Here is a 14,629-nt window from a genome sequence, read left to right on the forward strand (position 1 = left end):
CTCAGTAATTAGCGAATAGTATGACGTTTAACGTGAACTGCATCAGCGAGTTTTTCGGCGACAACCTCCCTAAAAAATTGTGCTAACTCACGGAAGAAAACTCGACCAGGCGCAGTATTTCGCCAAATTAAATGCTGCTTACGAGTTATTGGAATATTTTCAAGTTCACAGACATGCAGCTCATTGGGGCGATGCAATTCAGAATGCACATACAGCCCGGGTAAAAAAGAGATACCTACCCCCATCACTACCATTTGTCGCAATGTATCTAAACTAGTGCCTTCATAATCTCGATACATTTGTGCACCAATTTGAGCACAAATGGTTTGAACTTGATGGTGAAAATGGTGATGACCTTCTAAGGTGAGCACTTTTTCCCCTTGTACATCGGCCGGCTTAACAAAATCTTGGCCTGCCAAAGGATGATCCCTGGGTATCACCAATTTCAAAGGTTCAGTAAACAACTCTGAGACTATAAATTGCGAAGACTCATGTGTTGAAGGTGATATAATTAAGTCATACTGACCATTAAGCAAACCTTCTTCCAATTGTTGTGGAAACTCTTCTCGTACATAAAACTTTAATTGTTTAAATCGACGATGTAATTCAGGTAATACAAACGGCAACAAATAGGGACCTAACGTTGGAGGAACGCCCAAGCGATAGGTAGTGGAGGCACCATCAGTAAGCTCACGGGCAGTGTCATTAAACCGTTGGCCAGAACGCAAAACTTCTTCAGCAAGAGGTAGCAGCGTATTGCCTTGAGGAGTGAGCAAAGTGCCGCTTCGGTTACGTTCAAATAAACTCAAATTCATTGTTTTTTCGAGAGCTTGAACTTGAGTCGTTAACGTTGGCTGACTGATCCCTAGACTTTGTGCAGCCCGTCGAAAACTCAAACTTTTGGCCACTGCTACAAAGTACTTTAATTGATTTATTGAAGGGAACTTATTGTCTGAGATCATTTTCGTACCTGATAATATTTTAGGTTTTTTCATCACACCAACTGATAGCTATTTACTATCACGACATAAAGTATACTTCTATATGGCTATCAGGTAAAACTAAAAGTGTATTCGAATCGTATAATCAATTTTTAAATAATTTAATAGGAGTGACTATCATGGACCATGTAATTACTGGTGTGGCTAAATTTCAAAAAGAAGTCTTTCCTGACAAAAAGGCTACTTTCCAAAAGTTAGCAAACGGGCAAAACCCTGAAGTGTTATTTATTACCTGCGCAGATTCGCGAATCGATCCTAATCTTTTGACTCAAACAGATCCCGGTGAACTATTTATTTGCCGAAATGCGGGCAACATTGTCCCTCCCCACAGTAACGTAACGGGTGGTATTACTGCATCTATCGAGTTCGCAGTGGCAGCGTTAGGTGTATCGCATATCATTGTATGTGGTCATTCTGACTGTGGAGCGATGAAAGGTGCGTTGAACCCTGAAAAGCTTGACGGGTTACCTCACGTTAAAGAATGGTTATCTCATAGTCGTTGTGCCTCGGAAGTGGTGAAAGAAAAATATGGCAGTCTGAACATGGAGCATTTGGAAAAGTTAACCGAAGAGAACGTAGTTCAACAGCTACAACATCTTCGCACTCACCCATCTGTCGCCGCTAAGTTGGCCACTGGACAAGTGAAACTCCACGGCTGGGTTTATAATATTGAAAACGGTCAAGTGTTAAACTATGACGCCGAAATTGCTAAGTTTGTACCTTTGGGGCAAGAAAAAGCAGAAAAACTATCAGTTGCGTAATAGCAATTAAGGTCCATTTATGAAATTTGATTTATCAAACTTAAAGGGTGATATAACGGGCGGTTTAACCGCTGGTATTGTTGCCCTTCCCTTAGCATTGGCTCTAGGTGTTGCGTCGGGCTTGGGCCCGATGGCAGGTCTTTATGGCGCAATTGCATTAGGCTTTTTTGCTGCTTTATTTGGCGGAACCCCTTCTCAAATATCCGGTCCAACGGGGCCAATGGTCGTGGTTTTAGCTGGTTTGTTCGCGAGTTTATCTGGCGATGTGACGCTTATTTTCACTGCGGTAATGCTGGCAGGCCTGTTGCAAATTGCATTTGGTTTGTTGGGAGTCGGCCAATATATCCGATTAGTTCCTTATCCCGTCATCTCTGGATTTATGAGTGGTATTGGCGCAATTATTATTATCCTTCAACTAGGTCGGTTGTTAGGACATGAGCCTCCAGGTGGCACTATCGGTGCCCTGAGCTATATGCCCACGGCTTTGGCTGACATTAATTTTGCTACTTTAATACTGGGTATTGGGACATTAGCTATTGCATACAAATGGCCCGCTTCTTTAGCAAAATATATTCCTGGACCATTAGCAGCCTTAGTGATTGGGACCCTTGCTAGTTTTGCATTTTCTAACGTGCCAGCACTGGGTAATATCCCCACTGGACTGCCGAGTTTGCATCTACCTGTGTATGAACAAAGTAAATTCCTTCTCGTCCTAGAAGCCGCTTTCATTCTCGCCATATTAGGAGCAATAGATAGTTTGCTAACATCTTTGGTTGCAGACAATATGACTCGTACTCGCCATGACAGTAAAAAAGAACTTATCGGTCAGGGTATTGGTAACACTGTTGCAGGATTGATTGGCGGTATCGCCGGTGCTGGAGCAACCATGCGTACGGTAGTTAACATCCGTACTGGTGGTAAAACCCGTATTTCAGGGATGGTTCATTCCTTTGTGTTGCTAGCAGTTGTGCTTGGATTAAGTCCATTGGCAGCGAGCATACCTCATGCAGTCTTAGCAGGGATACTTGTTAAAGTAGGTCTAGACATTATTGACTGGAGTTACTTAAGACGTGCCCACAATGGCCCGCGCTGGGATTTTGCATTGATGATTCTGGTACTAGGACTTACTGTATTTGTTGACTTGATAACGGCAGTTGGCGTAGGTGTAGTGCTTGCAGCCTTGGCTTTCGTGCGTCAAATTGCACAAATTCAAATTGAAGACTTACAGAAAATCCCTGATACGTTGAATGATCCAAAAGAGAATGCATTGCTTAAACAAGCAAAAGGAAAAGTCAGTATTTTCAGTTTTGGTGGACCACTGAGCTTTGGTGCTGCGGCTGATGTAGGGCATCACGTTCGTGATAAAGTAAAACCTGGATCACAGATATTGATAATGGATTTTACCCGCGTACCCACTATGGATGTATCAGCAGGTATGGCCGTTGAAACCGTTGCAACAGACGCTAAACTTTCCGGCAGAACACTACTAATTTGCGGTGCCAATGACGACATTCAAAAAGTGCTGATAGGGATTAATGCTGCGCAAACGGATGTAGAGTCGTTTGATAGTCTATTGGCCGCGTTAGAATACGCAGTCACAATTATTAAGAATGACCCAAATTCACCTAAATCGTTAGGCAATTCGTCAAAATTAGCAGGAGCTTAATAAGTAAGTATTGCGATGACTTGTTTTAAAAGTTAAGTGATAAGTAGATGTAAAGCGCGCTGCACCTTTGGGTACAGCGCGTTTTTTTATGCGTAGACTGGAAACTCAGCGGTCAATTGTGCAACCTTAGACGTCACTTGTTCACGTACTGAAGTATCTTCTGGGTTATCCAATAAATCACATATCCAATTTGCTAAATCAGTAACATGAGAGACTTTGAAACCTCTAGAAGTCACAGCGGGTGTACCAATGCGTATTCCACTGGTCACAAAGGGAGATTGTGGATCATTGGGAACCGTATTTTTATTAACCGTAATATTTACCGAACCAAGTAACGCATCAGCTTCTTTTCCGGTCATTCCACGAGCAATCAAATCCACCAAGAACAGATGATTGTCCGTGCCACCTGAAACCACACCATAGCCACGCTCTAGGAACACGTTAGCCATTGCTTGGGCATTATCAATCACTTGTTGCTGATAAGTTGTAAACTCAGGGGAAAGGGCCTCTTTAAATGCCACTGCTTTTGCAGCAATAACGTGCATAAGTGGACCACCTTGGATACCCGGAAAAATTAACGAATTAAACTTCTTTTCCAGCTCAGGGTTTGATTTACACACTATTAGGCCGCCACGAGGTCCACGAAGGGTTTTATGGGTGGTAGTGGTCACAACGTCAGCAATAGGCACAGGATTAGGATACAGGCCTGCTGCAACTAATCCTGCAACATGAGCCATGTCTACGAATAAATAGGCACCGACACTTTGTGCGATATCTTTGAACTTCTGCCAATCTACCACGCGTGAATAGGCAGAAAAGCCTGCCACTATCATTTTCGGCTTATGCTCTTGTGCTAACTCAGCCACTTGTTGATAGTCAATTTCACCGGTTTCTGTATCTAAGCCATACTGTATCGCGTTGTATAATTTCCCAGAAAAGTTCGGCTTTGCACCATGGGTTAAATGCCCACCGTGATCTAAGCTCAAACCAAGAATAGTATCGCCAGGCTTAAGCAGTGCCATGTACACTGCGGCATTAGCTTGTGAACCAGAATGAGGCTGAACATTGGCGTAATCAGCAGCAAAAAGTTGCTTAGCCCGTTCAATTGCTAACGTTTCAGCTTTATCTGCAAATTCGCAGCCGCCGTAATAACGTTTACCAGAGTAACCTTCTGCGTATTTATTGGTTAACACGCTACCTTGTGCTTCCATCACCGCTTGACTGGTATAGTTTTCTGAAGCTATCAATTCGATGTGTGCTTCTTGTCGTTTTTCTTCATCTTCGATTATGTCGAAAATATCAGGGTCTACAGTTTTTAACGGGTTATTTAGTTGCATCATTATATGTCCATTGCCTTTCGAGAAACTCTATGCTAGAACTACTAATGAAATAAATAAAATTAATAATAAATATGAGCTCATAAGATTTTAATATGGCTTTAACAAGGCATAAACATAAATGCCACCCACTTTAATAAGGAGTGAAGCCATGAAAAATTTATCTATAGATTTTCTGCGATCATTTGTGACCATCGCACAAACAGGCAGTTATACATTGTGTGCGGAACGGCTTAAACGTACTCAGCCGGCGATTAGTTTGCAAATCAAAAAACTAGAAGAAGTGGTGGGAGAAAAACTTTTTCTGCGGGAAGGGAATCGACTTACCCTCACGTTAGCCGGCAGTAAGTTACTTGAGTTTGGCATGAAAATACTGATGCTAAATGATCAAGCAATGGCGGAATTTGGTAAGCCACAAGTCAGTGGTAATATTAAATTAGGCATTCCTAGTGAATTTTCCACCACTTTAATGCCGAAGATAATTCGCCGCTTTACTCACACCTACCCTGAAGTATCATTAGAAGTCCATTGTGCTTTAAGTAAAGATTTGGTGTGTGAACCCCTAAAAAGTCAATTTGATTTGATTCTATCCCTACAGGAACAACCGGATCCCGAACAAGAAGGCTTTATCATTACTGATCAACTGGTTTGGGTGGGCAGTCAGAGATACGTTAATAAAGTGCCTAACAAGCTACCGATAATTGCCGCTCCTGCGCCTTGTATTTATCGCAAACGGGCAACCCATGTATTAGGAAAGTGCAAAAAACAATGGCAAGTTGTGTATACCATCTCAGATCTGAACGGTATTCAAGCGGCCATTAATGAAGACTTAGGCATTACCGTATTAGCCAGAAGTACAGTGCCACCAGGTTTATTTGTGTTGCCACCGCAAGCCGATTTACCTGACTTAGGGCACATTGGTGTATGTTTGTTGAATCCTCAAAAAGTGCGCTCGGAAGCCATTGAATTGTTAGCGAAGGATATGGTTGCTCAGTTGGCGATTTAAGCTATCAAACTCCATTTTTGATTAAACGGCTGATCAATCAAACCTGCAAAATCTAGAAACGAACAACCCAAAAAGCAGCACCTTAAGGAAAACTTAAGGTGCTGAAAGTTGCTCTTGGGAGCATACACACGAACACAATTAGTTATTGTTATTTATCTATTTCACTGGAATTAAGGTTTGTCCTTAACCGTCGGATATTCCACGCCTAGTTGCTCCATATAAGTGTCATATTTATTGGCGTCATAATAGTAGGCCCGCATTTTCTCTCGATAACGCTGCATTATCTCCTCGTTTAGCTGGGTTTGAGGCTTATCACCTTTGCGCAAAAGCGACTTATATTTAACATCTTTGGTTTGTACTTCAGTAAAGTATTCTGTCACATCATCCATTAAAGCCGGATCAGTAAATAGATCGAGCAGCGTCATGCCGTGGGCTTTCGCCCCCGCAATAATTCCTTTGTGGGCTATAGGTGTAGCCATCGACACCGCATTAGACCAGTGATGACCGGGCAAATTAGGAATATTAGAGGGGTACAACATAAAGATAGTTGGCACACTCCATGAGATATCGCCTACATCGTCAGAGGGGCCACCGGTTGGTACTTTAGGCTTGCGAGGATCACCAATCGGCATCACCTTGCTATACAAACCAACAGCACTGGCACCAATCTCGGTTTGAACTGCTTTGGCCAAAGTGATGTCTTCAGCAGACCATTGGGGCATACCAACCGCTTTAATGTTTTCATAAGCACGCAATGCCATAGGTTTATTAAAGTGTCCGGGCCAAGCCGTTCCCATGACGACTGAATCCCAAGAGGTATCGGTCATAAGTGCTGCGCCTTCGGCAATTTTGTCACCCACTTCCCACAACGCTTTAATGTGGTCGTAGTCCATTTCACGAAAGTAATACCATGCCGTTGCTTTAGATGGCACTACATTAGGTTGGTCACCACCATCAGCAATCACTGAGTGAATGCGTTGCGCTAAGCGTAAATGCTCTCGACGGTAATTTAGTCCGACGCTCATCAGCTCTACAGCATCTAAAGCACTTCTTCCTCGCCAGGGACCACTAGCACTGTGGGCTGACTCACCATAGAAATTATATTGAACTGACACTAAACCTGACATACCCACTTCTCCGTAGAAAGTGCCAAAACCACTTCCTACATGTGAGTACAAGACCGCATCTACATCATCAAAATACCCGTCACGCACATAATAAGCTTTGGTAGCGAGTTGCTCTTCAGCCACCCCAGGCCAAAGCATGATTGTGCCTTCTATTTGATGCTCAGACATATAATCCTTAAGGACCAATGCAGCAATAATATTCACCACCTGACCTGAATTATGACCTTCACCATGACCAGGAGCTCCATCAACAATGGGGTCATGATAGGCAACACCGGGTTTTTGCGAGCCTTTAGGGATACCATCTAAATCAGTACCTAGCGCAATAACCGGTTTTCCGCTTCCCCACTTGGCTATCCATGCTGTGGGAATATCAGAGATACCTTTTTCGACTGTAAATCCCTGCTCCGTGAGAAATTGGGTTAAATAAGCGGAAGTTTCAATTTCTTGAAACCCCAACTCGCCAAAGGAATAGAGGGTGTCATTCATGACTTGCGCTAATTTCTTCTGGCCTTCAATTTTCGCTGCGATTTGCTCTTTAGCGGCTCGACGCTCACTGTCACTTAAACTCGCAGCCGTACTTTGACTGATAGCGACAACGAAAATTGCCGCTACTCGCAAAGTTGCCGGTAGGGTGCGGTTCAGAAGTTCTGAGATAAAGCCACCTTTCATTATTCTTTCACCATTGGATACTCAATACCTAACTGCTCAAGGTACGTATCGTACTTTTCAGGATCGTAATAAAAAGGTCGCATCTTTTCTCTAAATTCACCCATGATATTCTCATTCAAATGAATTTGTGGCTTATCGGTATCACGTAAAAATGATTGATATTTCATATCTTTGGTTTGTACATTGTCGAAATAGTCTTGCACCTCAGCCATCAATTCTGGATCGGTGAATAAATCAATCATCGTCATGGCATGTGCTTTAGCACCTGCAACAATCCCCTTGTGAGCAATAGGCGTAGCCATTGCTACTGCGTTGGACCAGTGGTGTCCTTGCAAATTAGGAATGTTTGAAGGATAAGACAGCCACATTGAAGGCGTTACCCAAGAGATATCTCCCATATCGTCAGAGCCGCCGCCAGTCATTGTTTTAGGATCTGGGGGGGCAACAACAGGCATTACCTCTGTGGGTAAACCCGTTTGTGGCGCCCCCACTTCTTTTTGCAATGATTTGGCCAGCAAAATATCGTCTTCAGACCACTCAGGCATACCGACTTTTTGGATATTTTCAAAGGCCCGCATTGCCATAGGTTTATTGTAATGACCAGGCCAAGCCGTTCCCATTACCGTTGAATCCCACGTGGTGTTAGTCATCAAAGCTGCACCCTGTGCGATTTTGTCACCCACTTCCCAAAGAGCTTTTACGTGTGGGTAGTCTAACTCTCTAAAGTAATACCAAGAAGTCGCCTTAGAAGGCACTACATTAGGCTGATCGCCACCATCGACCACTACCGAGTGAGTGCGCTGAGCGATGCGTAAATGCTCACGACGATAGTTAATACCCACACTCATCAACTCAACGGCATCTAATGCGCTTCTGCCACGCCAAGGTGCACCAGCACTGTGAGCAGACTCACCATAAAAATTATATTGGACTGACACCATCCCAGAGAAGAACGGGTTGCCGTAAAACGTACCAAAACGGTTACCTACGTGGGAATACAGTACCGCATCAACATCGTCAAAATAACCTTCACGCACATAATAGGCTTTAGTGGCAAGCTGCTCTTCAGCAACACCAGGCCATAACATAATGGTGCCTTCAATATTGTTTTCTGACATATATTCTTTAAGCGCCATAGCAGCTAATATATTCACCACTTGGCCAGAGTTGTGCCCTTCACCGTGGCCAGGAGCACCTTCAACAATAGGATCATGATAGGCGACACCGGGTTTTTGCGAGGCTTTGGGAATACCGTCTAAATCGGTTCCCAAGGCAATGACGGGTTTACCGGAACCCCAAGTGGCTACCCATGCCGTTGGAATACCAGCAATGCCCTTTTCTATTTTAAAGCCTTGTTCAGCTAAATGATTGGTTAGATAGGCTGATGTTTCAAATTCTTGGAAACCTAACTCACCGAAAGAAAAAATCATGTCGTTCATGACTTGAGCAAGTTTTGCATTTTTATCGACTGCGGCGGCAACTTGTTGCTTAGCCGTCTCGCGCTGTGCGTCGGTGAAGGTAGTTGCTAAAGTGCATTGAGAAAAAAATAAGCCAAGCATTGCCATGCCTGCCTTTTTGGAGAGACTTTTTTTAGTGAAACTTAACATCTTGATATGCTCCGAGACGTTCATTAACTATGATCACGGTGACCATTACTTATTCAACGAAAATATGGTGACAGCCAACGACTGCCACCAAATACCTGTACTAAGGGTTTTTAACGGTTGGATATTCGACACCTAATTGTTCTAAGTAGGTATCGTACTTTTCAGGATCGTAGTAGAACTTTTCCAATTCAGACTTGTAAGTTGCCATTATTTCTTTGTTTAAATGAATGGCAGGCTTGTCTTGAGGACGCAATAAAGGCGTGTATTTGTCTTCTTTCGTTTGCACGTTCTTATAATAATCCCATGCTTCATCCATCAACGCACTATTGGTCAACAAGTCGAATAAATTCAAGGCTTGCGCTTTAGCACCAGCAACAATCCCTTTGTGAGCAATAGGGGTTGCCATAGCAACTGAGTTAGACCAGTTGTGCCCGGGTAAATTAGGAATATTAGCTGGGTAGCGCAAGGTGATAGTAGGTACTTGCCAAGAAATATCACCAATATCGTCAGAACCGCCACCCGTTAACTTGGCAGGATCAGGCGGATCGAGTAACGGATTGAGCTCCGTTTTAAGGCCTTCCGGCGCGACACCAATTTCAGTTTGTAACGCTTTAGCCAAAGCGATGTCATCAGCTGACCACTCAGGCATGCCTACCAATTTGATATTTTCGTAGGCATCTTCAGCAATAGCTTTGTTCATATGTTGTGGCCAAGCTGAACCTAAAACCGTCGATGACCAAGAGGTATTACTCATCAGAGATGCCCCTTCTGCCATTTTGTCACCAATTTCCCACAAGGATTTAATATGGGGAAAATCAGTTTCTCTAAAGAAGTACCAGATACTCGCTTTTTGAGGTACAACATTTGGCTGGTCACCGCCATCTACAATTATAGAGTGGATGCGTTGGGATAAACGCAAATGTTCGCGGCGGTAATTAATACCCACACTCATTAATTCAACAGCATCTAATGCACTACGGCCACGCCAAGGAGAACCAGCACTGTGCGCAGATTCACCAAAGAAGTCATATTGCACTGAGACTAAACCGTTTCCTCGTCCAGCTCCCCAGCTCGTACTGAAACTATTGGATACGTGGGAAAACAATACAGCATCAACTTCATCAAAGTAACCGTCACGGACGTAATAAGCTTTAGTCCCTAACTGCTCTTCGGCCACACCAGGCCAAATTTTAATGGTGCCATCGATATCATTTTTTTCCATGTATTCTTTAACGGTTAACGCCGCAAGGATGTTAACCACTTGCCCAGAGTTATGCCCTTCACCATGGCCAGGAGCGCCTTCAACAATAGGATCATGATAAGCCACCCCAGGCTTCTGAGAAGCCTTGGGGATGCCATCAATATCAGAGCCAAGGGCGATGACGGGACCGCCATCTCCCCAAGTCGCCATCCAAGCTGTTGGAATACCGGAAATACCACGCTCTATGGTAAATCCATTGTCTTCTAATATTTTGGTTAGGTATGCAGAGGTTTCAAATTCTTGGAAGCCTAATTCCCCAAAACTGAAGATCATATCGTTCATCACCTGCGCTTGCTTAGCTTTAGCACCGACTGCATCAATCAGTGTCATTTTTGCTTCCATACGCTCGACTTGAGACATATCTTCAAAAGCTGCAGCTGAACCAACAATTGACGTCATAGTTAAGCCAATGATGGCGTTTAAAACGTTGCGTTTAAACATGCTTTTGTCCTTTTTGATTAGCATTTTATTCATTACATTTCTACTCGGAAGCCAACTTTAAACTGACGACCCAATACGTCGTACAAACCGCGGTGTGTTTCTAAATAGCCAGGACGGTTTTCAGAACCTTGAGAAGCAGGAAATGCGACATCTGCCGGATCGGTATCAAAGAGATTGCGGATTGATAGATAAAATTCAGCTTCAGAGTCTTGACTAAAGCTAACTTTTTTAGCGGCATACAAATCAAAGTAAACTTCACCATCAACACTGTTGTCATTGATTGTGTAGTTAGGCGCAACACTTTCAGGACAACTAGAAGTACACTCAATATAAGCATTACTTAACACCCCGTCACTGACACCTCGAGCGGTCAAATCAACCGTGACACCATCTAGGGTATACGTTGCAGAAGCGCGGTATTTCCAATCTGGTGTACTAGTTGTATTGGCACCAGCAGAATCAACCGCAGTAACACCATTATCGGTGATACTTTCTAAATAATTAGTGGCTAAGAAACGCAGTTTAAAAGCGCCAGGTGCATCATCAAAAACGTCACCTAAATCGAACGTGTAGGTTAGGTCATAATCAATACCTTTGGCCGTCATAACGTTTAGGTTGTCATACAAAAGGTTGATGGTTTGTAGCGTACCTGTTTCATCATAAATCATGTTGTCACAGTATTTCTGGACACCAAATTCAACGCAGAATTCCGCGGTATCATCAGCTGATACGAAACTAATGATGCCATCGATTTCAACTTCGTAATAATCAATTGCAGCAGAGAAATTTTCTAAGAAGCTAGGACGTAAAATTACACCTATTCCCAAAGAATCGGCTTCTTCTGGCGCTACATCAGGGTTTCCTTGCAGGTTTTGAATCATAGGAACTGATGCGCCGTCGATTGTAACAGAGTTACTACGGGCAGTACCTGCAGCGTAGAGTTCACTCAAGTTAGGCGCACGGATATCGCGTGACTTGGTTAAACGAAATGTTGCTTCTTCGATTGGTTGATAGGTTAAACCCGCTTTCCAGGTAGTAACACCACCAGAGGTACTGTAATCGGTGTAGCGGACTGCACCATTAAAGTCTAAATCATCCATTAGTGGGATCAACGTTTCAACATAACCTTCGATTACATCGTAGTCACCTTCAGTCACTTTGTAGTTACCGTATTTCCAGCCTGATTGATATTGTGACTCGACATAACCATCCATTTCTTCTTTACGGTATTCAGCACCAAAAGCAACAGAAATTGGACCCGCCCAGCCCTCAAAATCACCGGTACTGAAGTTAACCGCAGCCACATTTTGAATAAATTCTTGTTCACGGCGCGGACGACCTAATACATAATCCAATGCTTCGTCACTGGCAACACCCACACCTAGACGATTTAATGGAACACAGCCGTTACTGGGGTCAGTTAAAGTAGAACGACAAACAACTTCGCCAGTGGAAGAATCAACTACCGCATCGGTTGCCAAAGTTAAACGAGCTGAATTATAGGTTGGGGTCATATGCTCATCGGTCTTGGTTTTACCGTATTGATAATAAGCATCCCAAGTAAAGTACTTGCCGCCCATCTCAAATTCACCATCAGCACCCAATACAATTCGAGTGGTATCGCGGACGTTATTTGCGCCTGATGCAGGCATGTCGACATTACTTGTATTTAAACTAAAGCTCTCTAACCCTTCGTCTGCCATTTGCGTGGCTATTGAATCAGGTAAATATGCATTGTCAGCATATATAGTAACGCCTTTAGTGGTCGGATTGATGTAATAAGCTAAGCCTTCATATTCAGCATAAGAACCTTGCAAATACACCTCTGTTTCGCCAATCATATAACTCAGACGAGCAAATAAATTTTTACGTTCTTCATCGGCTGCTAAAGAGTTCGTGCCGACCATACCCGAAGAAGTATATTGCCAATCACCACCTTGCATCCACTGACCTGAAACATCGCCAAAAGCCAGCTGATTAACCGCGCCATCAACGCCAAAATAGGTACCATATAAAGGACCAGAGGCGATCATTCCGCCTGGTGTATAATTAGAAATACCAATGCCTTCATCCACTAAGAAGAATGGAGAACCGTCGCTGGTATCAGGATTTATCATCCCAACATAACCTCTTTCAGCCCAATCTCGCGTCTCATAGTGAATGCCATTTGCAGAGTAGTATTCGCCACTTAATAATAAGTGCCCTGCTCCATCGGCCAATTCAGTACCGTAGGTTAGTACCACTTTGCCATTTTCTCTATCACTGTAGGTGGTTTCGCCATACTCAACTTGAGATTTAAAACCGGTATATTCTTTATCGAGTATAAAGTTCACTACACCACTCACGGCATCTGAGCCATATACAGAGGATGCACCGCCAGTTACCACCTCAACATTTTTGATCAATGCCTGTGGGAAAGTATTGGTATCTACCTGACCCGTTGATGCAGACACGACGTTACGCTGACCGTCGAATAACACCAAGGTACGACCGACACCCAAGTTTCTTAAGTTCAATGCTGCGATACCTGAGGCACCGTTACTCAATGAGCCGGATGATGTAGACGCGGTACTACTGCCGGTAACAGAAGGTAACGTATTAACAAACTCAGCCACACTTCCTGGTGCGTAAGCATTAATGTCATCTTGTGTCATTATGGTCACGGGTGCTGGCGTGTCATAGCCGTCCCTTGCTACCCGTGAACCTGTAATTTGAATGGATTCTAATTTGTCATCTTCGCTTAAACTGTCGTATTCACTAGCTGCTTCCTGAGCAAGAGCGGTATTCACTGCCAACATGCTAGAAATCAATGTAGCCAGATAGGTAACTCTATGCGTTTTTGATTTAATGGGGCTTTTCATGTGTTCTTCTCCTGTACAAAGGATGTAATAGTTATTTTTATTTGCTGATTTTTTGTGACTTAAAACATAAATGCATTTTCACGTCGTTACACTTGCAACGAGTTAAAAGCACAAGTCATACCTAAAACATTGATTTAAAAAATTATTATTGAATTTCTTTGAAGAAGTTAAATTGAAACAACCTAAAAAGATAAAAAAATATCTTTAATAACAGCAACTTGACAGACATAAAAACATTTTATTTACAGACTGAAACATATAAGATTTTCTTATTGAAATTTGAGGATTGAGATAAGATTAATTAATATTTTTTAAATTTGATAAAAAAATCTTATGCAAAAATAAACTTCATTTATGCATTTTGAAAACTCGCACTATTTCGATGCAATGGAATGGAAATACGGATGATAATTATACATTGGAGAATTTTTTAACCCGACCTAAAGTTATAAACATCCTAATTATGACCACTTATAATGATATAATTTTCTATATGTCATGATTTTAGAAACATATTGTAATATACAATGAGACTTCCAATATTTTGCTCAACCCTAAACGCCGCGCTTACCCTAGCCCATTTTGACCTTCAAGAAAGAGTAAATATGCACTAAAAAGTGAATTTTTATTCAATCATTTCTGCTTTGCACCAAATTGGATGTTTTTTACATCATGAAATGTGATTTCAATTTTTTAGTGGTTAACACTTAACATTCATATGAGGTGCGTTGAATAAAGCTCATCTCAAAACAGTTATAACTAAGCCAGAGTATTTGCATACTAAATTGATATTTGGATTAGTTAGGCGAAAAACCGCTACCTTTTTCCCAAAATAAATCATCGGATGCTCGTTGATTCATACGCTTCATGGTGACCTCTTAAGGGCTTT

Annotated in this window: 9 protein-coding genes; 3 read left to right on the top strand and 6 right to left on the bottom strand. The window is 42.6% G+C overall.

Annotated features, from left to right (window positions below; all coding sequences use genetic code 11):
- Positions 1-8: 8 nt before the first annotated feature.
- On the bottom strand, positions 9-962 hold the full coding sequence (locus Q4574_RS19050; RefSeq protein WP_303476615.1) for a hydrogen peroxide-inducible genes activator: 954 nt from the start codon (positions 960-962) through the stop codon (positions 9-11).
- Positions 963-1,120: 158 nt separating this feature from the next.
- Here Q4574_RS19050 and Q4574_RS19055 point away from each other — a divergent pair, with 158 nt between their 5' ends.
- Both Q4574_RS19055 and Q4574_RS19060 read left to right on the top strand, forming a co-directional pair.
- Positions 1,121-1,762 (top strand): carbonic anhydrase, encoded by a 642-nt coding sequence (locus Q4574_RS19055; protein WP_303476617.1) that lies wholly within the window; start codon positions 1,121-1,123, stop codon positions 1,760-1,762.
- A 19-nt stretch (positions 1,763-1,781) separates the two neighbouring features.
- Positions 1,782-3,428, top strand: a complete 1,647-nt coding sequence (locus Q4574_RS19060; RefSeq protein WP_303476620.1) for a SulP family inorganic anion transporter — start codon at positions 1,782-1,784, stop codon at positions 3,426-3,428.
- A gap of 86 nt (positions 3,429-3,514) precedes the next feature.
- On the opposite strand, the gene glyA is transcribed toward Q4574_RS19060, so the two are convergent.
- Complete coding sequence (glyA, locus tag Q4574_RS19065) at positions 3,515-4,768, bottom strand: serine hydroxymethyltransferase (protein WP_303476623.1); 1,254 nt, start codon at positions 4,766-4,768, stop codon at positions 3,515-3,517.
- Between the two features lie 148 nt (positions 4,769-4,916).
- Here glyA and Q4574_RS19070 point away from each other — a divergent pair, with 148 nt between their 5' ends.
- Positions 4,917-5,771: a LysR family transcriptional regulator gene (locus Q4574_RS19070; RefSeq protein WP_303476626.1), complete on the top strand. Its 855-nt coding sequence runs from the start codon at positions 4,917-4,919 to the stop codon at positions 5,769-5,771.
- A 170-nt stretch (positions 5,772-5,941) separates the two neighbouring features.
- On the opposite strand, the gene Q4574_RS19075 is transcribed toward Q4574_RS19070, so the two are convergent.
- From Q4574_RS19075 to Q4574_RS19090, 4 genes are all read right to left on the bottom strand, one after another.
- On the bottom strand, positions 5,942-7,570 hold the full coding sequence (locus Q4574_RS19075) for an amidohydrolase (RefSeq protein ID WP_303476628.1): 1,629 nt from the start codon (positions 7,568-7,570) through the stop codon (positions 5,942-5,944).
- Positions 7,570-9,177, bottom strand: a complete 1,608-nt coding sequence (locus Q4574_RS19080; protein ID WP_303476630.1) for an amidohydrolase — start codon at positions 9,175-9,177, stop codon at positions 7,570-7,572. Before Q4574_RS19080 ends, Q4574_RS19075 begins: the two co-directional genes overlap by 1 nt.
- 100 nt (positions 9,178-9,277) lie before the next feature.
- A complete protein-coding gene (locus Q4574_RS19085) occupies positions 9,278-10,879 on the bottom strand; it encodes a peptidase dimerization domain-containing protein (protein WP_303476633.1) in 1,602 nt (533 codons plus the stop codon).
- A 32-nt stretch (positions 10,880-10,911) separates the two neighbouring features.
- Positions 10,912-13,740 carry a TonB-dependent siderophore receptor gene (locus tag Q4574_RS19090; protein ID WP_303476636.1) on the bottom strand — a complete coding sequence of 943 codons (2,829 nt, stop codon included), beginning with the start codon at positions 13,738-13,740 and terminating at the stop codon, positions 10,912-10,914.
- Positions 13,741-14,629: the final 889 nt, after the last annotated feature.

This window comes from Aliiglaciecola sp. 3_MG-2023 (assembly GCF_030548205.1).
GTDB lineage: Bacteria > Pseudomonadota > Gammaproteobacteria > Enterobacterales > Alteromonadaceae > Aliiglaciecola.

Bases quoted from the DNA above. Each gene is read 5' to 3' on its own strand.
- Q4574_RS19080 (WP_303476630.1), bottom strand. From the start codon at position 9,177: ATGTTAAGTTTCACTAAAAAAAGTCTCTCCAAAAAGGCAGGCATGGCA.
- Q4574_RS19055 (WP_303476617.1), top strand. From the start codon at position 1,121: ATGGACCATGTAATTACTGGTGTGGCTAAATTTCAAAAAGAAGTCTTT.
- glyA (WP_303476623.1), bottom strand. From the start codon at position 4,768: ATGATGCAACTAAATAACCCGTTAAAAACTGTAGACCCTGATATTTTC.
- Q4574_RS19050 (WP_303476615.1), bottom strand. From the start codon at position 962: ATGATCTCAGACAATAAGTTCCCTTCAATAAATCAATTAAAGTACTTT.
- Q4574_RS19070 (WP_303476626.1), top strand. From the start codon at position 4,917: ATGAAAAATTTATCTATAGATTTTCTGCGATCATTTGTGACCATCGCA.
- Q4574_RS19075 (WP_303476628.1), bottom strand. From the start codon at position 7,570: ATGAAAGGTGGCTTTATCTCAGAACTTCTGAACCGCACCCTACCGGCA.
- Q4574_RS19085 (WP_303476633.1), bottom strand. From the start codon at position 10,879: ATGTTTAAACGCAACGTTTTAAACGCCATCATTGGCTTAACTATGACG.
- Q4574_RS19090 (WP_303476636.1), bottom strand. From the start codon at position 13,740: ATGAAAAGCCCCATTAAATCAAAAACGCATAGAGTTACCTATCTGGCT.
- Q4574_RS19060 (WP_303476620.1), top strand. From the start codon at position 1,782: ATGAAATTTGATTTATCAAACTTAAAGGGTGATATAACGGGCGGTTTA.